A 22954-nucleotide genomic window follows, 5' to 3' on the forward strand; every position below is an offset into this window, starting at 1 on the left:
TTATTAAATTACGTAACAATATACACTTAGAAAATGCGCAAGACTACCTAATAATACAAAAACATGAAAAATTTCATGATGCCCCATATATTTAAACTCTAACCATTTTGGCTTTGTTCCATAAATAAATCCACCAATTGTATAAAAAATGCCCCCAAGTACTAAGAAAATAATGCCTCCTGTACTTAAATTCTCAGCTAACGGTGCAAAGAATAAAACAATTAACCAACCCATCGTAATATAAATTGCTGTCGATAACCACCTTGGACAATTAAACCAAAACATTTTAAATACAATGCCACAAATCGCAGTTGCATAGACTAAACAAAATAATAGCAAACCACTTGCTGAATTTAATGTAATTAAGCAAAAGGGTGCATATGTACCTGCAATTAATATAAAAATCATAGAATGATCTAGCTTCCTAAAGAAGTAAATAACACGTTCATTGGCCACAACACTATGATATACAGCTGACGCCGTATAAAGGACCATCATTCCAATACCAAACAAAATAACAGCTGTAATTGCAGCAAATGATGGCATCTTGATAGAAACTTTCACAAGCATAGCTAATAACGCAATAAATGATAATATCGCTCCACCTAAGTGAGTAAATGCATTAACTGGTTCCCTTACATAAGTATTCATAATAACACCCCTCATATAATTACATGTAGTTTCCATAACTACATGTAATTATATACACATTTCTTTTTAAGGTCAACATTTACAATTCATTTGTTTCGTAATACCATATTTAAAGATATATTAAACATTAAGTTCCACTAAGTTATAAAAGTGAGGGATTCTACGTGGAAAATATAAATGAATTACTTAAGACATTACATTTAGAAAAAAACATTAAACTTGAGGATATTCCAAATGTTGACTTATATGTAGACCAAGTTGTCCAACTATTTGAGAATACTTATGCAGATACAACGAGAACTGATGATGAAAAAGTATTAACAAAAACGATGATTAATAATTACGCAAAAGGGAAACTATTCATCCCTATCAAAAATAAAAAGTATTCAAAAGAGCATATGATTTTAATTAGCCTAATTTATCAATTAAAGGGAGCTCTCTCCATTAACGACATAAAAAGTTCATTAGAAACTATAAATGACTCCTTATTAAATGATGATTCATTCGAATTAAATACGTTATACAAAAATTATCTTGCTCTTACTGAAAGCAATGTCGAAAGCTTTAAACAAGACGTAAATAACCGTGTTACAGAAGTAAATGAGATTTCTTCCTTAGAAGATACAAAGCTAGAAAAATTTCTACTACTAACATCCTTCGTGACTATGAGTAATATGTATAGACGTTTAGCGGAGCAACTAGTGGATGATTTAAAAGAATCATAAATAAAAAACTATCCACCTATTAAAGTGGATAGTTTTTTATTTACTTAATTGCTTCATGAACTTTTAGTTGTTTCCCTTTAATCGTTGTAGTCTTCATGACTTTCAAGACAAGTGGTCCTTTTCCATTTAATATTTCAACGTAAGAAACATTATCTTGTATCGTAATAATACCTATATCTTCTGCTGTAACACCTTTAATTTTAGCAATTGTACCGACGAAATCTACCGCCCTAATTTTCTTTTTCTTCCCGCCATTAAAGTACAGCTTCATAATGCCTTTGTTGATATCTGCATTTTTATCTTTCTTTATAATTGGTTTAGCATGTATCTTTTCTTCAAATGCAGCTTTCTCTTTCATAACTTCTTCTTTTAAAGGTCCAATTGCCTTTGGAATTTCAAATCCAATATACTCCTCAATCTCTTCTAAAAATCTATTTTCATATGGTGTTATAAATGTAATAGCTTTTCCACTATTTCCAGCTCGTCCCGTTCTTCCAGTACGATGTACATAGCTTTCTTTTTCAAGTGGAATATCATAATTAATAACATGTGTAATATTATCAATATCAATTCCTCTCGCAGCTACATCTGTGGCTACTAAATAACGGAATTTTCCTTTTCTAAAATCATCCATGACTTCAAAACGATCTTCTTGTACCATACCACCATGTATTTTGTCACAAGGATAGTTAGCTCGTTTTAATTGTCTATATACATGATCTACATTTTCTTGTGTACGACAGAAAATAATACAGCTATCAGGATTCTCAATCGTTGTTACATCTTTAAGTAGTGAAAGCTTCTCGTCTTCTATCACCTCAAAAAGAGTATGTTCAATTTTATCCGTCGTAATCCCAGCTGCTTTAATTTCAATATGAATTGGTGAATTCATATATGTACGAGACAATTTCTCAACATCTTCTGGAAGTGTTGCTGAAAATAACATCGTCATTCTTTTTGTAGGTAATTCATCAATAATTGCCTCTACTTGATCGATAAAGCCCATATTTAGCATCTCATCTGCTTCATCAATAACTAAATACTTCAAACACTCTAAAGAAAGGGTACCCTTCTCAATATGATCCAACACACGACCAGGAGTACCAACTACAATATGTGTCTTTTGCTTTAATTCTAATTTTTGACGTGCAAATGGAGATTTCCCATAAACTGCCGCAGCCTTAATCCTTTTGAATCGACCTATATTTGTAATATCTTCTTTTACCTGTACCGCAAGCTCTCTCGTTGGTGTTAAAACTAATGCTTGTGGTTTATTCTCTTCCCACTCCACCATTTCACAAAGTGGAATACCAAATGAAGCTGTTTTTCCACTTCCAGTCTGGGACTTCACAACAAGATCCTTCTTTTGTAATGCGACTGGAATAACCTCACCTTGTACTTCTGTTGGATGATTATAACCTAAACCATTAAGTGCTCTTATAATTTCTTTACTTAATGTATACTCAGCAAAGCTTCTTTTACTCATGTACTAACCTCATTTTATTCTTTATTTAATAATTATATTTTTTATTCTCCTACACTTAATTATACTAAGATGATATATCAAACTAATATTTGCAATTCGTTGAAATATCATCTTAACCTAAGTATAACTCTTTTTATATTATTTTTTAAAACAACATAGAAAAGGGCAGTCTTAATAATAAGCCTGCCTACCTACATAATGAAAAATATATTTTTTTAGATAAAATATATTTACGGAACTAACCTTTTTACAAATGGTATTCGTTGCAATACTAAAGTTATTATCATACTCAGAAAAAGTGTAATCATTACATTTATAGGTATTGCCAGTATTGCATGTACATGGGCATCTACCTTTGGAATAACTATGTATAGATAGTTATTTAATAAGAAAAAGTGAAGAATATAAATTCCAAGACTTGCTTGGTTTATACCACGTAATAAAAATGGTAATTGTCTTTCCGAATTTTGGAAAGTGTATTTAAAAAAGACAAATAATCCAATTGCCATAAGTACAACACCTGGCGCAAAATATTCATACCAATATTGGTCCAATTGCCCATTAGCTTTGACTGTATAATAGTATGTAATAAAGAACGTACCAATAAACCCTAAAATTCCCCCAATATAAGATAGGTTTCTCCATTTTTTTGCAATATCATAATTAGATAAGTAATAACCTAGTAGAAAATATCCTACATAGTTTGTCACATAAAATAGTTCGATATTAAAGTTGATAGGATAATAATAATTTACTAGTTTGACTATAACAGATGCATATAACCATAAAATTAAAAAATATTCTATCTCTCTCTTTTTAGCATTTTTCACGAATACTTTCAGTAAAGGGGCGATTAGGTATATTCCTACAATCATGTATAAGAACCATAGATGTAAACCAATACTATTTGTTAAAAAATACTTTACCCCCTGTTTTAAAGAAGCCGGAAAATATCCTACGCAAGCTCCATAGATGTAAAATATAGCACTCCAACCTATAAAAGGTATGATTACTTTACTTGCACGTTTCTTTAAAAATTCCCCAATAGAACTATCTTTTGCTCCCCTTAACAATAAAGCTCCGCTAATCATTACAAATATCGGAACACTAGCACGTGAAAATGAATCATAAAAATTACCAGCCATCCAACGCGATACGTTACTTGCATCTAACATAGAAACATAACCAGCAGAAACGTGAATTGTAACGACCGCAATTGTTGCTAATACGCGTAGCCAATCCATATAAACTAAACGTCCCATAAAACCTCTCCCATAATTAATATATCTATCTACTATTTTCCAAATATAATTCTACAGTAAACCAATAAACATTAAAATACATTATAGACATTTAAATACAAAAAACATTAAATAAAATTTAAATTCCAAATTAATAATTAAACCTTTGACTTCTTAATAAAAATAATGTAAATTATCCTATGGACGAACATTTTTAATTAATAAAAATAAAATATTCGTATTTTAGGGGTGTAAATGATGGAAAACGTATTCGACTATGAAGATATTCAATTAATTCCTGCAAAATGTATTGTAAATAGCCGCTCTGAATGTGATACAACTGTCACTTTAGGAAAACATAAATTTAAATTACCTGTCGTACCTGCAAATATGCAAACGATTATTGATGAAAGAATTGCAACTTATTTAGCTGAGAACAACTACTTTTATATCATGCATCGTTTCCAACCAGAGAAACGAATCTCATTCATTAGAGATATGCAATCACGTGGATTAATCGCTTCTATCAGCGTTGGTGTAAAAGAGGACGAATATGAATTCGTACAACAATTAGCTGCTGAGCAACTGACACCTGAATATATCACGATTGATATCGCACACGGTCATTCTAATGCTGTGATCAACATGATTCAACATATTAAAAAACATTTACCAGAGAGCTTCGTTATCGCTGGAAACGTTGGAACTCCAGAAGCGGTAAGAGAATTAGAAAATGCTGGTGCCGATGCAACAAAAGTTGGTATTGGACCTGGTAAAGTTTGTATTACTAAAATTAAAACAGGCTTCGGAACTGGTGGTTGGCAGCTAGCTGCACTTCGCTGGTGTGCAAAAGCTGCAAGCAAGCCAATTATCGCTGATGGTGGTATTCGTACACACGGCGACGTAGCTAAATCTATTCGATTTGGGGCAACTATGGTCATGATCGGTTCTCTATTCGCTGGTCACGAAGAGTCTCCAGGGGAAACAATTGAAAGAGATGGCAAACTTTATAAAGAATACTTCGGTTCTGCTTCTGAATTCCAAAAGGGTGAGAAGAAAAACGTTGAAGGTAAGAAAATGTTCGTTGAGCATAAAGGTTCTTTAGAAGATACGTTAATCGAAATGGAACAAGATCTTCAATCTTCTATCTCTTACGCTGGTGGAACAAAATTAGACGCTATTCGTACTGTAGATTATGTTGTCGTGAAAAACTCGATTTTCAATGGTGACAAAGTATATTAATTCTTAAATTAACTTGAAGGACAAGCATTTTCATGCTTGTCCTTCTTTTTTGTATATAAAAATGAAAAACATTTTAATTTAACAGAATTTTCTATCGTTATATTTTTAGATAGTCTTAAGAAGGAGGATATACGACTTGAAAAATGTAATAGAAAATCGTCTTAATTGCGCAGAGGTGCCTGCTGAACTAACATGGGATTTATCCAATTTGTATAATTCTGATGCCGAATAGCATACTGCATTAAACGCATTGGAAAATGATATAAAGAAACTTGATTCATTTAAAGGACATTTACATACTAGCTCCCACACTTTATTAAATTGCCTACTTTTAGAAGAAGAACTTTTAATGACGTTAACAAAACTGTACTCATATGCAAGTTTAAAAGAATCTACTGATCGTACAAATCCAAGTATTCAAGCGAACTCTTCCAAAATTTCTGCTTTATGGACGAAAGTACATACTGCACTATCCTTTATTCATAATGAAATCCTCATATTCGGCGAAGGAACAATTGAAAAATATTTAACTGAAGAAACAAAACTTGAACCTTTCCGTAAATCGTTACTAGAAATACTACAAAAAAGGCAGCACACACTGCATCCACTGCAGTAGCTCAAATGATTAAAGAAGAAGTACAACCTGCTATTGATCGCTGGTGGTACAATGAAACATGCCGGAGTAGATATGTCAAAACCAGATGCAATCCGTAAAGCTGTTTCTTACGTTGGTTCATTAATTGATAAATTAGAGCATTCTTATCAAGTATAAAAAATAAGCCCTCGCTTTATGAGGGCTTATTTCATATTTACTTCCCAAACCGTTTGCGATATCCACATTTCCTGCAAAGTTCTTCAACCGCAACTCTTTTCGAAAATCCATCGACAATGTTTGTTGCTCTTTCACCTTCGATAATGTTAGAAAATGAATCATTATTAATATTCCCAAGGTTAATAATCCCTTCACCATCTAAACAACAAGGAATAACTGTTCCATTCGCTAAAATACCCGCTTGATTACGAAGTCCATGACAGAATCCTTTCCCATCATCCTCTTCTTCATGTAATGCTGGCCACTGGAATTCATAGTCTTGATTAATAAAGACACGTTCTGCAATTTTTATACCTTTTCCTGGTGTAAGCTTCTCTTCAATTTGATAAGATAGATCAAATTCATTTTCAATTATAGATAATAACTCTCTATTTTTCTGGATTTCAGCATTCGTTTTATTATCCTGAGTTAAATTCCATAACCTTAACGATACAATTAAATCTGATTGACTTGTCGCTTCCCTAATAAAGGAAAGTATACTCCTTACATAGCCCTCTTTATCTTGCGAACCTGGATGTCCATCAAAACTATGCAGTGAAAAATTCATTTGTCTTAACGCAGGCTTATTTAACAGCCTATGTCTTCTCTTATTAATTAACGTTCCGTTCGTTGTAATATTAACTTTAAACCCTTTTTCATGACTTAAGTCTAATAGTTGATCTATTTTCGGGTGGAGCAACGGCTCACCCTTCACGTGCAAATAAATGTAGTCTGTGTGAGGTTTAATTTGGTCTAATCTTTTAGCAAAATCCTCCACAGAAATGAATTGCTTCTGCCTTTCCGTCGGCGGACAAAAGCTACACGCAAGATTACATACACTCGTAATCTCCAAGTAAAACTTCTTAAACTTCTTCACCTTTAATTCCTCACTTCTCTAACTACTTATACTTTTTCCTCTTCATATTACAGCATATTTTTATGGAAATAGAAACATACTTATTTTAGGAAATCTACATACCATCTAATAATATTTAAAAGACCATCGGTAATTTTTGTCCAATGGTCTTTTTATCCTTTTATATGCAAAGAATAAATTTATTTATGATACGGTTCATCGTAACTATTCTAAATAAGGTTATTTTTTATTATTTTCATAATTAAATTTAACAAAAAAGGTAGTGCCTTCCGATCCTGTTTGAATTTCTATTTTTGCATTATGGCGGGCAGCAATGGCATAACATACACCTAACCCCAATCCAGTTCCATTATCTTTGGTCGTGTAAAACGGCGTACCCAGTTTCTCTAATACTTCAGGCCTGATACCTTTTCCTTGATCCCGCACTGCAAGCACCACACAATTTTGACCTTCCTTGTAAGTGCTAATGGTTAGAACTTTCCCTGTATTCATCGCTTCTAAGCCATTACGATATAGATTCATTAATAATTGCCGTATTTCATTACGATTTAAAAGTAATTCTGGAATGTCATTTGTATCGACTTGAATATATTTATTTTGATTGTACGTATCAATCTTTATTAAAGGAATAATATCGCGGATAATTGAATTTAAATCTAACATCTGCAAATCCGATTTCCTTGTATTACCCATTGAGAGAAATTCAGTAATAATAGAATTGGCACGGTTAAGTTCTTCAATCATTAAATGAAAGTACTTATTATGTTTCTCATAGGTATTCTCTTCTTTTAATAACTGTAAAAATCCTAGTACTGTTGTCATTGGATTTCTAATTTCATGGCTGATACCTGCTGCCATTTGCCCTATTAAATCTATGTTGGATAATCTTTTCAATTCCTGTTCATATTTCTTTTTTTCCGTTATGTTTTTAAAAATACAACAAATACCATCATCATACGGGTATGCAATAACTTCGTGCCAATATTCATCTGCAGTAGAAAGAAATTCGAAATGAACTGTAGTTCGCTCTGACATCGCACGATGAAATTCCTTATACATAACTGTGTCGATTTCACTCGGGAAAACATCCCATATATTCTTTCCTAATACATCTTTTGCTGTTTTTCTTTGCGGAAAATATTGGTGCTTATTTACGTACGTAAATTCCCATTTATTATTTAAAATAAAAAATCCATCCGTAATACATTCAATCACACTTGTAACTTTTTCATTAGCAGCAGCTAGCTCTCTCGTTCGCTCTTCCACTATGCTTTCTAGTTGATCCATATATGACAAATTCGAAAACGTAGGGGCTGTGGCATCAACGATAGATTTTGCTAGTTGAAGTTGAGAATGATCATAATTGTGAGCTTTTCCTTCTTTGCCAACGACGATTACCCCTAATACTTCTCCAATTGAAACCAATGGAATCATCAATAGACCCTTACTATCTATATTTTTTGTTTGAATAACTTCTTGAATCTTGGCTTCATAGCTTTTCTCTGTCCAATCCGCTTCTGTCCAATGACAGCCCTTACTTAATTTCGTTGTTTTAATTGTTGTTTTATCTAGCGGATCTAGAAGATGGGCAGTCATATTTTTACTCTCTAAAATCTGTTCTAGGTAAAAAAAGCATTTATCAAAACTCTCCTGTATCGAGGAACACATTGATAAATCACGTGTAACATTTAGTAACAGCTGCTTCTCAGCAATAAGGTTTTCCTTTTGTTTTAAATTATTTGTGTTTTGAATTGCAACCGCAGCCATATTTACATAAGCTTCAACACTTTGAATTTCTGAATCTGTTAAGTTCATCGGAATTCCATAATCAAATAAAAAAACTAGACCAAATAACTCTTGCCCAAATGAGATAGGCAAAGCTAATAAGGACTTAATTTTGAATGCATTAACCGGTCTAGGATCTGGTCGATGATCCTTTGAGGTATCAGGAATATAGATGGTTTTTTTCGTTTCAATAACCTCTTTTGCCAGTAAGTCTATTTCAGGATCAATTACTTGAGTATCGAGCGTTACGCCATTTATAGTCTCTGGTTTTCCTGCAAACCCTCTAAATGTTCCATCTTCCTGGGGTAAATAAATTCCAACAGCATCGCACCTAACAATTTCCTCTGATATCGCCATTGTCACACGCTGCAATACGTCACGTAGTTCTAATTTCGTATTTATTATTTTTGTTATATTTGCGAGTCTAGAATATCTCGTCTGATCACTTACCATTCACATAGCCTCCAATTATAGGCATAATAAAATAAATATGATAATATCAGTGTTTTACATAGAATACATTACTTATGATACGGTTCTCCACGATTAATCCGAAACGCTCTATAGACTTGCTCAAGCAACACTAATCGCATTAATTGGTGTGGTAATGTCATCTTTGAAAAAGAAAGTGATTCATTTGAACGCTTCATCACTTCTGAACTTAGTCCGAGTGATCCACCAATTACAAATGCGACTTTACTCTTTCCGTATGTAGCAAGGCGATCTAGGCTTACCGCAAATTCTTCTGATGACTTTTGCTTTCCTTCTATAGCTAATGCAATCACATGCGTGTCATCAGAAATTTTATCCAGTATACGTATACCTTCTTTTTCCTTTACAATTAACATTTCTGCTTCACTTAAATTTTCTGGCGCCTTTTCATCAGGTAATTCAATTACTTCTACTTTTGCGTATGCAGATAATCGTTTTAAGTATTCTGCTATACCTTGTTTCAAATATTTTTCTTTTAATTTCCCAATTGAAATAATCGAGATATTCACACGTATCCTCCACCTTACAAACATGTTATCCACAAAACTTATCCACATATCCACAAATACTACCCACATATTGTGTGAGAATCTGTGTTCGATACAACATATGTCGCCTCATTTTGACAAAATTCACATGTTTTTTTCTCTTTTCCCGAGTTATCCACATTGTTGATAACTGGTGCAACTTCACACTCATCCACAATAATATCTAACGCTAATTCAACATGTTCTAAACAACAAGGTAAATTCATTTTCTACACCTCACTTTTCTACAATAGAAAACAGGAGGTAGGCCCTCCTGTTTTTAATACTTTTGAATGCCTAATTTCACTGTTGTTGTTACTCTTTTTGTACCACGATAAAACGTAAGAGTCATTTTATCATTAATTTCCTTATCATATAAGGCCGTACGGAATCCAATAATATCGCGAATCGGTTTTCCATCTACTGCCACAATAACATCATGTTCTCTTAAACCAGCATCCGCACCTGGCGAAGGACTTTTCACATCCAAAATACAAACGCCCTCTGTTACAGTACCTGGTAAATGTAATGTTTTTGACCAATAATAGTTTGGGATTTCATTTAATGACCTAAGTTCAATCCCAACATACGGTCTTCTTACTTTTCCATACTTCTCAAGTTCATTCATAATCGGAACAGCTCTAGTCACCGGAATAGCAAGGCCGATTCCTTCTACTTCTTTTGCAGCAATTTTCATTGAATTAATACCAATTAATTGTCCTGCTGCATTTACAAGCGCACCACCACTATTCCCCGGATTAATCGCTGCATCTGTTTGTAACACTTCTACTTGCCAATCATAATGTCCATCTTGATCTAAATCTACAGGGACAATACGTTCATTAGCTGAAATAATACCTTGTGTAACTGTTCCAGAAAATTGCAGTCCAAGTGGGTTTCCAATCGCAATAACTGGTTCTCCTCTGCGAACAGTATTAGAATCGCCAATTTCAATTATTTTTTTCACATGCTTTGCATCTATTTCTAATACAGCTAAATCTGTGACTACATCGGTTCCTAATACTTTTCCAGGAACCTTCTTACCATCACTTAGACTTACTTCAATACGATTCGCTCCAGCTACAACATGATTATTCGTTACAATATAAGCTTGACCATCTGTCTTTTTATAAATTACTCCTGATCCTGTACCGGCCTCTGAATCTGCCTCTGAAAAATTATCTCGTTGAATGTTAATAACACCCACAACAGCTTCAGATGCACGATCAACAGCATCTACAAAGCTAATCTGTTTAATCCCTTGAGCTTCAGCCATATTACTTCCACTTGCTTCAGCTTGCGGAAGCGTATCAGCAGAATTCGAAAATAAAGGCGCTCCAAACGCAAATAAAGAAGCTCCTACAATTGTTCCCGCTATACTCGAAAGAACTATACCTTTGTGCTTCTTTTTTCCTGCACGTTTCATACGATAACTTTCTTCATCAATAAAGGACATATTTGTTCACCTATCTTCCTGAAAACAACTATATTCACCTTTATTGTTTACTAAAATGAAGAATTATACGTATTGAATTTTTGTAGGCATTTTTGGATCTGTATCGTGAATTTCAAAGGATTCACCCACTCCAAATCCTTTTTCCTCTAGTACTTGTGATACTGACATACGCGCTAGTTCTTTCATGTTATTATCTAAGCTTAAATGGGCTAAATAAATATGCTTTGTCTCATCTGTAATTACATCTGCCATCGCTAATGCAGCATCCTCATTACAAACATGCCCAACGTCACTTAAAATACGTCGTTTAATGCTCCATGGATAACGTCCCATACGAAGCATTTCTACATCATGATTACTTTCAAATACAAAAGCATTAGCTCCCTTAATAACGCCCTTCATACGGTCACTTACGTATCCCGTATCTGTAATAAGCGCTAATTTCCTATTATTGTTATGGAAAGCATAAAACATCGGTTCTGCCGCATCATGAGAAACTCCAAATGACTCGACTTCAATATCACCAAATGTTTTCACATCACCAACTGAGAAAATAAACTTTTGTTCAGTTGGGATATTTCCTATTAAATGTTCCATTGCATTCCATGTTTTCTCATTCGCATAAACAGGTAAATCATATTTACGTGCCAATACACCTAATCCTTTAATATGATCACTATGCTCATGCGTTACAAGAATACCTGATACATCATTTATATTTAGTTCTGCTTGTTTAAATAAAGCCTCTGTTGCTTTACCACTTAAACCTGCGTCGACTAGTAATTTTTTTTCATCGGTTCCTACGTATAGCATATTTCCTGTACTTCCACTTGCAAGTACGCTAAAATGCAACCCCATTCTTTCTCACTCCAGTATGTTCATCAACCACTTGATTTTCCTTTTCTCCTAATTCCATAACTTGTCCTTCAATTGCATTCACAAAGAAGTCCTGCTTCTGCTCCGTTTTTAAATTCCACGTTGGAGCAAGTACTTGGTTATTAGAAGTAGATGCGGTAAGAGTGGCATAACCAATTTGCGCTTCTTTAACATGCGTATTTCCATGAATTTTATTTTTTAAATACAAATTTTCTAAAGCTGTTTGAGCCGTAATAATTTCTTGCTCTTTCGTTTTTTCACCTTCGCCCATTTCTTTTAAATCAGTTAGCATTGTCTGCGTATATGAAACAAGTTCATTTTTTTCATTTAATTCCACAACAATCATCGCCTGATTATTATAGAAAATAGGCTTATCTTTATATTTTTGGAAGAAATAAATTTTAGAGTCTTTCACCGCTCCAAATTCATACTTTTGTCCATCCAATACATAGTTCTTCAAAAATTCATTATACTTATCTTTTGATAATGATTTCGTATTTAAAAAAGGCTCTTTTAGCTTACTTTCTATCTTGTACATATTTTGTATATGCACCGTTTGATTTTTCAAAGACTGTATATCTTCTTCTTTAAAGGCTTTATTTTCCGCTCTAATAAATGACTCTTTTTTCGGTTCTTTAGGGATATTTCCCATCGTAATTTTATTTGCTTTTAATTCTTGATCTATCTTTGTTTCTGCAATAAGCTCCAATTGATTACTATCTTGCTTTTGAATGAATTGGAAAATGAGAAAGAGGTCCAAAACAAAAAAGGTCACAATAAATATGGTTTTAATCCGATCCCAATCCATTTAGTCCTCCCTCACTCCACTCATAGATTTTCTGTTTACCTGTTTCATCTTCAACAAGCTTTACATACCAAATTGGTTGTAGTCGAACCACTTGCCCATCTAGTGATAACTTGTATCCAATGCCAATATCCTTAATTACTTGTTTCTTTATCTCTGGATTATTTTCTAGGGATGCTATTACAACATGCCCTGACGGAAGAGTAACCTTCTGTTCTATACCTTTAGTATTTAAAGACAGCAACGGTCTTTCATATTCCATTACTTCTTCTGATCCCCATACTTGTCTTAATTCCGCTAATCCATCTGCATTGAATACTGGATATCCATCTTCATTTAAGCGAAATACTGTCTCTCCTTTATTCATATAGTCCAAACGATATGAATCCAAACTCCCACTGTGACCACTTACAAATTCAAAGCTTTTTTGTAAAAGCATTAAATTATCTATCGTTTTCTCAGTTAAGACAGAAGAGTTTTTATACTTTAGCATGTGACGATCGTTTTCAATTTCCATGGATCTAATACCATCTGTAAATGTTTCTTTCGACATCTCGGTAATCGGACTTAAATAACGAGGATCACTAAACAGAGCATTCTTAAACGTATCAACTGCTAAATTAGATGAAATATATGTTATATTGCTTAACTCTGTCGTTCCATCTGGTAAAAATAATTTTTTCATATCATTGAGTTGATAATCAAAATAAGGTTTTGCTGATACTATAAATTGATTTTGGGCATTTACAATATCTTTTAAATACAAGCCACTTAATTTTGCCTCGTATATTTTAAAGTTATCACCATCAGAAACAAAGTTAATTTTAATTTCTTGATCCTTACTTCTAGAAGGATCAAGGAGAATACGATTAAAATGTTTAGGCTTATCTGTACTTTTCTCTTTCATGTTAAACATGGATTTTACTGCATCAAATGGGATATCGGTAGGGAAAACAAGTTCAACTTTCCCTTCACCATGCACATATGAAAGGAAATCACCCTTAGTGATTGATATCTCTCTAAAATCATGTAGTTCCCCTACTTCCAGGGGCTTATAGATTGATTCTATATCTGCCTCTCTTCTGCTCCCATAATGATTTTTATCTTTATGCACGATAATAGAAGTAGGACGGACAACATCGGAAATTTTAGTTTGGTTCATTCCTTCATTCCCCTGTACAAATTTCGCGTTTTGCATGGATGTAGAATCTGGCACATACGTCCATAGATTAAAAGTAAGAAATAGGCTAATTACAACTAGGTTAATTAAAACTATTGTTTTAAAGTTTTCCATACTCATTCCCAATCGTCCTCTTCATCTGCTGCCATTGGTAACGTGAAATAAATAGTTGTCCCTTTTCCTTCTTCACTCTTCGCCCAAATAGAGCCACCATGTGCCTCAATCATTTCTTTTGCAATTGCTAATCCAAGTCCCGTACCACCCATTTGTCTTGAACGAGCTTTATCTACGCGATAAAAACGTTCAAAGATTTTATCAACGTTTTCTTTTGGAATACCCATTCCTTGGTCACTTACACTAATTTCTAATAAATCACCGCGATCACGTAAACGATATGTTACTGTTCCACCTTCTGGTGAATACTTTAATGCGTTAGAAATAATGTTATACAGCACTTGAGTAATTTTGTCAGTATCCATATCAATAAATCTAGATTTCTTAGAGAAAGATCGTTTGAAACTTACATTTTGCTCTTTAGACATTTCAAAGCGATCAATAATATTATTAAAGAAATCAGTAAAGTCGACCCATTCTTTCATTAAACGATGCTCTGTACTATCCAGTTTAGATAGCTGTAACAACGCATTGACAAGTCTAATCATTCTTTCTGTTTCTTCTTGTGTAACCGTTAAAAATTGTGGTGCAATATTTGGATCCTGCCATGCTCCATCTGTAAGTGCCTCTAAATAACTGCGCATCGTCGTTAATGGCGTCCTTAATTCATGAGAGACATTTGCCACAAACTCACGGCGTTCCCGTTCTATACGTTCCTGCTCTGTTACATCATATAGTACAGCAATTAAGCCGTTTGCCTTCCCTGTTTCTTTTTGAATAACAGAGAAACTAGCACGTAAAATATATGGTTCATTTCTCGTACTAAAATCTAATAAAACAGAATCTGGCTCTTCATATAAATGATCGAGCGTAAATTCTTCCTGTATCCCTAATACCTCTAAAACAGATTGATCGAGCGCTGTTTCACGAGAAACATTTAACATCTTTTCCGCAGGGTCATTTAGTAAAATAATATCCCCTTTTCGATCAGTAGCAATTACTCCATCTGTCATATGTGATAAAACAGATGATAATTTACGCCTTTCACTTTCTGTAGAAGAACGAGCTTGTTGTAATTTTTTCGATAAATTATTGAAGGATAATGCCAGTTGTCCAATTTCATCATGGCTATGCACTTTTACTTTTCTGGAATAATTTCCTTTTGCCATTTCAATTGCTTGTCTCCGCATATCTGAAATTGGTCTTGTAATTGTTTGAGCCAATAAAATCCCAAGTACGGCCGTTACTAATAAAGCAATTACTGTTCCCGTAGCAAAAATTTGATTTATATCCTTCATTTGTTTATATACATCTTCCATAGATGCCACAATGTAAATAACACCAAGCGCATCCTTACCGTTATCATCTAGAATCGGAGTAAGCATAACTTGAACACGATGACCTGTACTACCATCCTTCTCAATTTTCACTTCTGGCTTTTTTTGTACTAACACTCGCTGAACAGCTATATCAGTTGATGTTCGATTCACCTTATTCTGCTTTGATTCATCTGAAATAGCCAGTAACTTTCTGTGCGAATCAAATACACTTACCTCTTGTATAACTTTCTTCTGATCAGAGGCAAATTTTCGAATTGACGTTTTAATCGTTTCATCTGTTGACTCTGTTTCTGCTTTTGTATAACTTTTTTTAAACTCTTGCTTCAAATTATATGATAATAAGTTTGTTTGCTGCGTTAAAGAATCCCTAAAACCTTGTACTAAGCTCTTCTCTAATTCCCTTACGAAATATACTCCAATAACTTGCATCGCTATTAATATTAATAGCATATATATAAGCACAAATTTTAAATGAATAGATTGAAAAAAACCAACTTTCTTCATATACTATTCCTGCTCTGGGTCACGCAAGTAATACCCTACTCCACGTCTAGTTACAATTAAAGTAGGATGGCTTGGATTATCTTCAATTTTTTCACGCAAACGACGTACTGTAACGTCTACTGTGCGCACATCTCCAAAATAGTCATAACCCCAAACTGTTTGTAATAAATGTTCGCGTGTCATAACTTGTCCTAAATGTTTCGCTAAATAATGTAGCAACTCAAATTCACGATGTGTAAGTTCGATATTTTCCTCGCGCTTCGTTACACTATATGCATTTGGATTAATCACAATTGGTCCAATAACCATTTCTGTATTTTCTTCTTTTTCCGCAGCACCACCTTGTTGATGGCGGCGTAAATTCGCCTTCACACGAGCAAGTAATTCCCTTGTACTAAATGGCTTCGTTACATAATCATCTGCCCCAAGCTCAAGCCCTAATACTTTATCAATCTCAGAGTCCTTTGCTGTAAGCATAATAATCGGCATTTCTGAGCTTTTACGTATTTCACGGCAAACCTCTAAGCCGTCTTTACCTGGTAGCATAATATCTAATAAAACCATATCTGGTTGCTCTTCATTAGCCTTTTCAATTGCTTCATCACCATCATGCGCCATTACTATTTCAAAACCTTCTTTTTCTAAGTTAAACTTCAAAATATCTGCAATCGGCTTTTCATCATCAACTACTAAAATTTTCTTTCCCATCATCGTCTATTTCCTCCTTATAAAAATATGGTCAATAATCCCTAAACATATTGATGTTTACATAGTATGTCCTATATGACCGCATCCTTTGTTTAAGTATTTTCTCCTCTATTCTCATAGACTCATGTATGATCCACTTTTACACGGCATCTTATACGATCTATAGAAAAACCTCTAGCTTCAACTGCTAGAGGCTCCTCGTTCTATTTTAAAATAACTACTCAGTTTTGTAAAATTACATAAATAAAAAGGATATTAAGTGGGCCCACTTAATATCCTGAGAGTGGCTCGGGACGGAATCGAACCGCCGACACGAGGATTTTCAGTCCTCTGCTCTACCGACTGAGCTACCGAGCCAAAACTATATATAAAACCACTAATGGTGGTATAAACAAAAGTGGCGGTCCCGACCGGGGTCGAACCGGCGATCTCCTGCGTGACAGGCAGGCATGTTAACCACTACACCACGGGACCAAAAATAAGCAAAAAAAAACATGACCCGTACGGGATTCGAACCCGTGTTACCGCCGTGAAAGGGCGGTGTCTTAACCACTTGACCAACGGGCCACGAAAAATAAAATGGTGAGCCATGAAGGACTCGAACCTTCGACCCTCTGATTAAAAGTCAGATGCTCTACCAACTGAGCTAATGGCTCATACTCACCAACGTCATATTTTCGTGACGACAAGATGTATCATAACATGTATTCTGTATTTATTGCAATACTTTTTTTGTTTTTTTATAAAAGAATAAGAAAAAACTCATGCGGACATGAGTTTTTTCTAAAAAATATTAATTAAGCTTCATATACATTACGAACAATATTTGTTTGGTTACGATCTGGTCCAACTGAGAACATAGATATTTGAATTCCTGTTAACTCAGAAACACGTTCTACGTATTTTCGTGCATTTTCAGGAAGTTCATCTAATGATTTTACACCAGTAATATCTTCTTCCCAACCTGGAAGCTCTTCATATACAGGCTCACATTTCGCTAAAATGTTTAAGTTAGCTGGAACTTCATCAATAACTTCGCCATTGTATTTGTAAGCAACACAAATTTTAAGAGTTGGAATACCTGTTAAAACGTCGATAGAATTTAATGATAAATCCGTTAAACCACTAACACGACGTGCATGTCTTACAACAACGCTATCGAACCAACCTACGCGGCGTGGACGACCAGTTGTCGTTCCGTACTCGCGACCAACTTCACGAATTTGATGACCAATTTCATCATGAAGTTCAGTAGGGAATGGACCATCACCAACACGGCTTGTATATGCTTTACATACACCTACAACGCGAGTAACTTTCGCAGGACCAACTCCAGTTCCAACTGTTACACCACCAGCAATTGGGTTAGAAGATGTAACGAACGGGTACGTACCGTGGTCAATATCAAGCATAACACCTTGCGCACCTTCAAATAATACACGGTGATTATTATCTAATGCATCATTTAATACAACAGACGTATCACATACATATTGCGCGATTTGTTGCCCGTACTCGAAGTACTCTTCGAAAATTTCTTCTACAGTGAAACCTTCTGTATCGTACATTTTTTCAAATAAACGATTTTTTTCTACTAAATTGCGCTCAAGCTTCTCTTTAAATGCTTCACGGTCTAAAAGATCAGCCATACGAATACCAATACGAGCAGCTTTATCCATATATGCAGGACCGATACCTTTTTTCGTTGTACCGATTTTGTTATCACCTTTACTTGCTTCTTCTAACTCATCTTGCTTTAAGTGGTAAGGTAAAATAACATGTGCACGGTTACTTACACGTAAATTATCAGTACTTACACCACGATCGTGTAAGTATTTTAACTCTTCAAGTAATGCTTTTGGATCTACTACTAATCCGTTTCCGATTACACAAATTTTCTCTTTATAGAAAATACCAGATGGAATTAAGTGTAATTTATATTTAACTCCGCCGAAAACAATTGTATGTCCCGCGTTATTTCCACCTTGATATCTTGCAACTACTTCCGCATGCTCAGAAAGAAAATCAGTGATTTTACCTTTTCCTTCGTCGCCCCATTGTGTTCCTACAACTACTACTGAAGACATTATTAAAGCACCTCCGCAATTTTCAAACGATCTATTCAAACAATATAATTGTACCAAAACCGAAAAAGAAGTCAACCGAAAAGCGAACATTTTTTCATAAAAAAACTTTTTCGTTCGTAAGAATTATATATTTAACTTATGAAAGCCTTATCTTTCTAAAAAAAAAAAAAGAAACACATCTTATTATAAGAAATGTGTTTCTTTTTTATACTGCCTTTATGCCGGCGGAGCATGTCCATCCTCAAAACGACGTTCTAAGTTAACGAACTTATTGAACTCTTTGACGAATGCAAGTTCCACTGAACCTACTGGACCGTTACGCTGTTTTGCAATAATAATTTCAATTGTATTTTTGTTTTCCGTTTCTCGATCATAGTAGTCTTCACGATATAGGAAAGCTACAATATCAGCATCCTGCTCAATACTTCCAGATTCACGAATATCAGACATCATCGGGCGTTTATCTTGACGAGATTCTACACCACGAGATAACTGTGATAAAGCAATAACAGGCACTTGCAATTCACGTGCAATCCCTTTTAAGGTACGAGAAATCTCAGATACTTCCTGCTGACGGTTTTCTCCTGATTTCCCACTTCCTTGAATAAGCTGCAAATAGTCAATCAAAATCATACCAAGACCTTGTTCTTGCTTTAATCTACGACATTTTGCTCGAATCTCATTTACTTTAATACCTGGCGTATCATCAATATATATACCAGCATTTGAGAGACTCCCCATTGCCATTGTTAATTTTGCCCAATCATCGGAAGTTAATGAACCAGTACGAAGTCTTTGTGCATCAATATTCCCTTCTGCACAAAGCATACGCATAACAAGCTGATCAGCACCCATCTCCAAACTAAAAATCGCTACATTTTCATCCGTTTTCGTCGCTACGTTTTGTGCAATATTTAATGAAAATGCCGTTTTCCCTACCGATGGACGTGCTGCCACGATAATTAAATCATTTCGTTGGAAACCTGCTGTCATCTTATCTAATTCAGTAAACCCAGTTGGTATCCCAGTAACTTCACCCTTTTGATTATGCAAAAGTTCAATTTTGTCATAAGCATCTACAAGAACATCTTTAATGTTTTGGAATGCTTTTGCATTCGTTTGATGGGATACTTCTAATATTTTTTTCTCAGCCTCATTTAAAAGACCATCCACATCATCTTCTCTCTCATATCCATCCGATACAATATGAGTCGCCGTGCGAATTAAACGACGTAAAAGCGCCTTTTCAGCGATGATGCGTGCGTAATATTCTACGTTAGCTGCAGTTGGCACAACCTCTGCTAACTCTGCTAAGTAAGAAACCCCACCAACTTCTTCTAATAATCCTTGATCAGCCATTGCTGATGTCATCATTACTAAGTCGATCGGCTCTCCCTTATCAGATAGCCCAAGCATGACTTCAAAAATCTTTTGATGTTTCGTTCGATAGAACGAATCAGGTACCAATAACTCTGATGCTGAAGTTAACGCATCTTGATCAATCAATATGGCCCCTAAAACCGCCTGCTCAGCCTCTATATTATGCGGAGGGGTACGATCAGCAAGTACATCACTCATACGCAATCCTCCTTGCTTAATTTATTTTTATTGTTCACTAACATGAACTTTTACTGTTGCTGTTACTTGTGGATGCAATTTCACAGTAACGTTTGTATAACCTAACGCGCGGATTGCATCGTCCATTTCAAACTTACGTTTATCAAGCTTAATCTTGTGTGATTTTTGCATTGCATCCACGATTTGTTTGCTTGTGATAGAACCAAATAAACGGCCACCTTCTCCAGATTTCGCCTTTAATTCTACAGTTAATTTCTCTAAAGTCTCTTTTAACTCTTTTGCATTTTCAAGCTCTGCTGCTGCATCTTTTTCTTCTTTACGCTTTTGAGCTTCTAAAGTTTTCATACTGCTATTTGTTGCTTCAGCAGCCAATCCTTGTTTTAGTAAGAAGTTATTTGCATAGCCATCCGGTACGTTTTTTACTTCTCCTTTTTTACCTTTACCTTTTACGTCTTTTAGAAAAATTACTTTCATGATTGTGTGCCTCCCTGTAAATAGTCATCAATAACAAATCGAAGCTTCTCCTCAGCTTCATCTACTGTAACATTTTTCATTTGTGTGGCTGCATTCGTCAAATGCCCGCCACCGCCTAAGTTTTCCATAATTAGCTGCACATTCACTTCACCTAAAGATCTGCTGCTAATTCCAATGAGATTCTCGCCACGTTTCGCAACAACAAATGATGCAATAATCCCTGTCATCGTTAATAACGTGTCTGCCGATTGCGCAATAAGCACTTGATCGTAGTAATCATCACTATCAACTTTAGCAATCGCAATTCCATTTTTATAAATGTACGCATTTTTTATAGCTTTTGCAACCCGTAAATACTGATCCATATCTTCCTTTAAAAGTTCTTGTACAAGTACAGTATCTGCACCATGTGAGCGTAAATAAGAAGCAGCATCAAATGTACGAGCCCCTGTCCGGAATGTGAAACTTTTCGTGTCGACAATAATACCCGCTAACAATGCCGTCGCTTCTAACATTGTCATCTTTAAATTTTTAGGTTGATACTCAAGTAATTCTGTAACCAATTCTGCTGTTGAAGAAGCATATGGTTCCATATAAACTAGCAATGGATCTTCAATAAAATCTTCTCCACGGCGATGATGATCAATAACTACTACATTTTCAATTTTATGTAACAGTTTTTGCTCCATCACCATAGAAGGTTTATGCGTATCGACAACAACAAGTAACGACTCATCATTTGCAAATTCCATCGCTTGCTCTGGAGTAATAAAACGAGACCATAACTCCTCATTTTGTTTCACTTTGTCCATCAAACGCTTAATTCCTTTATCGGAATCATTTTCATCTAACACAATATATCCTTTACGCTCATTTAATTGAGCCACTTTTAAAATACCAATCGCAGCACCAATTGCGTCCATATCGGGAGCCCTATGCCCCATAATAATGACATTACTACTTTCTAATACTAAATCCTTTAACGCATGCGAAATGACCCTAGCGCGTACACGGGTACGTTTTTCAACCGGATTTGTCTTACCTCCATAGAACTTAACTTTACCTGTCGCTTGTTTAATAGCTACTTGGTCTCCCCCACGCCCAAGCGCAAGATCTAAACCAGATTGAGCCATTGCTCCAAGCTCTGATAAAGGTAAATCACCTGATCCGACACCCACACTTAATGTAAGTGGTATATTCCTTTTAGATGTTTCTTCACGCACCTGATCTAAAATGCTAAATTTCCCTTTCTCCATCTGCGTCAAAATACTTTCATTTAGCACAACGAAGAATCTTTCTGAAGATGCACGTTTTAAATACGCACCATACTTAAGTGCCCATTCATTTAGTCGCGATGTCACAAGACTTGTTATATTCGTACGTAATTGATCATCTAATCCTTGTGTAACTTCATCATAATTATCCAAATAGATGACAGCTAAAACAGTCCTTTGATCCTCGTACATCTTTTCGATTTCTGTTTGTTCCGTTACATCAAAGAAATAAATTAACTTTTCTTCTTTCCTTACAAAAACGCGAAACTTTCGATTATTTAAAGAGACTATATCATCAGAAGTTTCTCCTTTAATGAAAAGAAGTAATGTTTCTGATACATCGTAAAGGTGCCATCCAGCTAATGCATGCTGTCCCAGACATGAAGATAAATAAGGATTTGCCCAATCAATCCCATAATCCTTATTGTATAACAAAATACCAATCGGCATTTGGTTAAATGCTTCATTACTTACTTTCTTTACTCTTGTAATCATATCTGTCGTATGCTTTTCGAAATTCCTTTGAAAATTAAGTTCAAATCGTATAACGATAAAGAATACGATACAAAAAATGACAAAAGCAGCTATCCCCATAATTAAATGAAAATAACAGAGAATTGAAATGAGCACAAACACAAAAAATGCCAATACATAAACAGGATATAAAAACCACTGTTTCTTATCAAATTCAGGCATGTATACAACTCCTATAAAGTAAAAC

20 protein-coding genes, 4 tRNA genes and 1 pseudogene are annotated in these 22954 nt (G+C 34.8%); 4 read left to right on the forward strand and 21 right to left on the reverse strand.

From position 1 onward, the window contains the following. Nucleotides 1-3: 3 nt before the first annotated feature. Nucleotides 4-651, reverse strand: coding sequence for a PAQR family membrane homeostasis protein TrhA (trhA, locus tag BHV55_RS27130; RefSeq protein ID WP_001099728.1), 648 nt, complete (start codon nt 649-651; stop codon nt 4-6). A gap of 164 nt (nt 652-815) precedes the next feature. On the opposite strand from trhA, the gene BHV55_RS27135 reads away from it, so the two are divergent. Then, nucleotides 816-1376 carry a DUF1836 domain-containing protein gene (locus BHV55_RS27135; RefSeq protein ID WP_000427884.1) on the forward strand — a complete coding sequence of 187 codons (561 nt, stop codon included), beginning with the start codon at nt 816-818 and terminating at the stop codon, nt 1374-1376. Nucleotides 1377-1416: 40 nt separating this feature from the next. Here the strand turns inward: BHV55_RS27135 and BHV55_RS27140 are convergent, their stop codons facing one another. Both BHV55_RS27140 and BHV55_RS27145 read right to left on the reverse strand, forming a co-directional pair. Beyond that, nucleotides 1417-2862 carry a DEAD/DEAH box helicase gene (locus BHV55_RS27140; protein ID WP_070758281.1) on the reverse strand — a complete coding sequence of 482 codons (1446 nt, stop codon included), beginning with the start codon at nt 2860-2862 and terminating at the stop codon, nt 1417-1419. 230 nt (nt 2863-3092) lie between these two features. Beyond that, a complete protein-coding gene (locus tag BHV55_RS27145; protein ID WP_000533187.1) occupies nt 3093-4124 on the reverse strand; it encodes an acyltransferase in 1032 nt (343 codons plus the stop codon). Between the two features lie 237 nt (nt 4125-4361). On the opposite strand from BHV55_RS27145, the gene guaC reads away from it, so the two are divergent. The 3 genes and pseudogenes from guaC to BHV55_RS27160 all read left to right on the forward strand — a co-directional run bounded on the left by guaC (nt 4362) and on the right by BHV55_RS27160 (nt 6117). After that, nucleotides 4362-5345, forward strand: coding sequence for a GMP reductase (guaC, locus tag BHV55_RS27150; protein WP_000432447.1), 984 nt, complete (start codon nt 4362-4364; stop codon nt 5343-5345). Nucleotides 5346-5481: 136 nt separating this feature from the next. Continuing rightward, a pseudogene (locus BHV55_RS27155) lies at nt 5482-5952 on the forward strand (oligoendopeptidase F); the annotation flags it as partial. A 60-nt stretch (nt 5953-6012) separates the two neighbouring features. After that, nucleotides 6013-6117, forward strand: coding sequence for an oligoendopeptidase F (locus tag BHV55_RS27160; RefSeq protein WP_009327392.1), 105 nt, complete (start codon nt 6013-6015; stop codon nt 6115-6117). 37 nt (nt 6118-6154) lie between these two features. Here the strand turns inward: BHV55_RS27160 and BHV55_RS27165 are convergent, their stop codons facing one another. From BHV55_RS27165 to BHV55_RS27250, 18 genes are all read right to left on the reverse strand, one after another. Further along, entirely contained in the window at nt 6155-7033 is an 879-nt protein-coding gene (locus BHV55_RS27165; protein WP_000713633.1) for a radical SAM/SPASM domain-containing protein, read from the reverse strand. A 219-nt stretch (nt 7034-7252) separates the two neighbouring features. Continuing rightward, complete coding sequence (locus BHV55_RS27170; RefSeq protein ID WP_000253111.1) at nt 7253-9271, reverse strand: GAF domain-containing sensor histidine kinase; 2019 nt, start codon at nt 9269-9271, stop codon at nt 7253-7255. A 68-nt stretch (nt 9272-9339) separates the two neighbouring features. Further along, nucleotides 9340-9819 carry a 23S rRNA (pseudouridine(1915)-N(3))-methyltransferase RlmH gene (gene rlmH / locus BHV55_RS27175; RefSeq protein ID WP_001027003.1) on the reverse strand — a complete coding sequence of 160 codons (480 nt, stop codon included), beginning with the start codon at nt 9817-9819 and terminating at the stop codon, nt 9340-9342. A 59-nt stretch (nt 9820-9878) separates the two neighbouring features. Continuing rightward, entirely contained in the window at nt 9879-10064 is a 186-nt protein-coding gene (locus BHV55_RS27180; protein ID WP_001052831.1) for a CxxH/CxxC protein, read from the reverse strand. Between the two features lie 53 nt (nt 10065-10117). Beyond that, complete coding sequence (locus BHV55_RS27185) at nt 10118-11293, reverse strand: S1C family serine protease (RefSeq protein WP_000008042.1); 1176 nt, start codon at nt 11291-11293, stop codon at nt 10118-10120. 63 nt (nt 11294-11356) lie between these two features. Continuing rightward, nucleotides 11357-12151: an MBL fold metallo-hydrolase gene (locus BHV55_RS27190; protein ID WP_000522837.1), complete on the reverse strand. Its 795-nt coding sequence runs from the start codon at nt 12149-12151 to the stop codon at nt 11357-11359. Then, the gene (locus tag BHV55_RS27195; RefSeq protein ID WP_000383740.1) at nt 12135-12977 is read right to left on the reverse strand and encodes a two-component system regulatory protein YycI; all 843 of its coding nucleotides are present in this window, start codon (nt 12975-12977) and stop codon (nt 12135-12137) included. The genes BHV55_RS27190 and BHV55_RS27195 overlap by 17 nt, the downstream gene beginning before the upstream one ends. Beyond that, nucleotides 12958-14274, reverse strand: coding sequence for a YycH family regulatory protein (locus BHV55_RS27200; protein WP_000061563.1), 1317 nt, complete (start codon nt 14272-14274; stop codon nt 12958-12960). Before BHV55_RS27200 ends, BHV55_RS27195 begins: the two co-directional genes overlap by 20 nt. After that, complete coding sequence (gene walK / locus BHV55_RS27205) at nt 14271-16112, reverse strand: cell wall metabolism sensor histidine kinase WalK (RefSeq protein ID WP_000755367.1); 1842 nt, start codon at nt 16110-16112, stop codon at nt 14271-14273. The genes BHV55_RS27200 and walK overlap by 4 nt, the downstream gene beginning before the upstream one ends. Nucleotides 16113-16115: 3 nt before the next feature. Further along, nucleotides 16116-16823, reverse strand: a complete 708-nt coding sequence (gene walR, locus BHV55_RS27210) for a cell wall metabolism DNA-binding response regulator WalR (protein WP_000971865.1) — start codon at nt 16821-16823, stop codon at nt 16116-16118. Between the two features lie 281 nt (nt 16824-17104). Beyond that, nucleotides 17105-17177 (reverse strand) — tRNA-Phe (locus BHV55_RS27215). A gap of 41 nt (nt 17178-17218) precedes the next feature. Then, a tRNA-Asp gene (locus BHV55_RS27220) sits at nt 17219-17294 on the reverse strand. A gap of 21 nt (nt 17295-17315) precedes the next feature. Continuing rightward, nucleotides 17316-17387, reverse strand: a tRNA-Glu gene (locus tag BHV55_RS27225). Between the two features lie 13 nt (nt 17388-17400). After that, nucleotides 17401-17476: transfer RNA gene (locus tag BHV55_RS27230), tRNA-Lys, on the reverse strand. A 141-nt stretch (nt 17477-17617) separates the two neighbouring features. Next, nucleotides 17618-18907 carry an adenylosuccinate synthase gene (locus tag BHV55_RS27235; protein ID WP_000100238.1) on the reverse strand — a complete coding sequence of 430 codons (1290 nt, stop codon included), beginning with the start codon at nt 18905-18907 and terminating at the stop codon, nt 17618-17620. Nucleotides 18908-19123: 216 nt separating this feature from the next. Beyond that, nucleotides 19124-20485, reverse strand: a complete 1362-nt coding sequence (gene dnaB, locus BHV55_RS27240) for a replicative DNA helicase (protein WP_001286148.1) — start codon at nt 20483-20485, stop codon at nt 19124-19126. 27 nt (nt 20486-20512) lie between these two features. Next, entirely contained in the window at nt 20513-20959 is a 447-nt protein-coding gene (rplI, locus tag BHV55_RS27245; protein WP_000864228.1) for a 50S ribosomal protein L9, read from the reverse strand. Continuing rightward, nucleotides 20956-22929 carry a DHH family phosphoesterase gene (locus BHV55_RS27250; protein ID WP_001113788.1) on the reverse strand — a complete coding sequence of 658 codons (1974 nt, stop codon included), beginning with the start codon at nt 22927-22929 and terminating at the stop codon, nt 20956-20958. Before BHV55_RS27250 ends, rplI begins: the two co-directional genes overlap by 4 nt. Nucleotides 22930-22954: the final 25 nt, after the last annotated feature.

Source organism: Bacillus sp. RZ2MS9 (assembly GCF_001816185.2).
Taxonomy (GTDB): domain Bacteria; phylum Bacillota; class Bacilli; order Bacillales; family Bacillaceae_G; genus Bacillus_A; species Bacillus_A cereus.

Excerpts from the sequence above, each read along its gene's own strand:
- guaC (WP_000432447.1), top strand. The coding sequence starts at position 4,362 with ATGGAAAACGTATTCGACTATGAAGATATTCAATTAATTCCTGCAAAA.
- BHV55_RS27160 (WP_009327392.1), top strand. The coding sequence starts at position 6,013 with ATGAAACATGCCGGAGTAGATATGTCAAAACCAGATGCAATCCGTAAA.
- BHV55_RS27185 (WP_000008042.1), bottom strand. The coding sequence starts at position 11,293 with ATGTCCTTTATTGATGAAGAAAGTTATCGTATGAAACGTGCAGGAAAA.
- BHV55_RS27250 (WP_001113788.1), bottom strand. The coding sequence starts at position 22,929 with ATGCCTGAATTTGATAAGAAACAGTGGTTTTTATATCCTGTTTATGTA.
- BHV55_RS27200 (WP_000061563.1), bottom strand. The coding sequence starts at position 14,274 with ATGAGTATGGAAAACTTTAAAACAATAGTTTTAATTAACCTAGTTGTA.
- BHV55_RS27180 (WP_001052831.1), bottom strand. The coding sequence starts at position 10,064 with ATGAATTTACCTTGTTGTTTAGAACATGTTGAATTAGCGTTAGATATT.
- BHV55_RS27190 (WP_000522837.1), bottom strand. The coding sequence starts at position 12,151 with ATGGGGTTGCATTTTAGCGTACTTGCAAGTGGAAGTACAGGAAATATG.
- dnaB (WP_001286148.1), bottom strand. The coding sequence starts at position 20,485 with ATGAGTGATGTACTTGCTGATCGTACCCCTCCGCATAATATAGAGGCT.
- BHV55_RS27170 (WP_000253111.1), bottom strand. The coding sequence starts at position 9,271 with ATGGTAAGTGATCAGACGAGATATTCTAGACTCGCAAATATAACAAAA.
- walK (WP_000755367.1), bottom strand. The coding sequence starts at position 16,112 with ATGAAGAAAGTTGGTTTTTTTCAATCTATTCATTTAAAATTTGTGCTT.
- BHV55_RS27195 (WP_000383740.1), bottom strand. The coding sequence starts at position 12,977 with ATGGATTGGGATCGGATTAAAACCATATTTATTGTGACCTTTTTTGTT.
- walR (WP_000971865.1), bottom strand. The coding sequence starts at position 16,823 with ATGATGGGAAAGAAAATTTTAGTAGTTGATGATGAAAAGCCGATTGCA.
- BHV55_RS27140 (WP_070758281.1), bottom strand. The coding sequence starts at position 2,862 with ATGAGTAAAAGAAGCTTTGCTGAGTATACATTAAGTAAAGAAATTATA.
- BHV55_RS27235 (WP_000100238.1), bottom strand. The coding sequence starts at position 18,907 with ATGTCTTCAGTAGTAGTTGTAGGAACACAATGGGGCGACGAAGGAAAA.
- BHV55_RS27145 (WP_000533187.1), bottom strand. The coding sequence starts at position 4,124 with ATGGGACGTTTAGTTTATATGGATTGGCTACGCGTATTAGCAACAATT.
- trhA (WP_001099728.1), bottom strand. The coding sequence starts at position 651 with ATGAATACTTATGTAAGGGAACCAGTTAATGCATTTACTCACTTAGGT.
- rplI (WP_000864228.1), bottom strand. The coding sequence starts at position 20,959 with ATGAAAGTAATTTTTCTAAAAGACGTAAAAGGTAAAGGTAAAAAAGGA.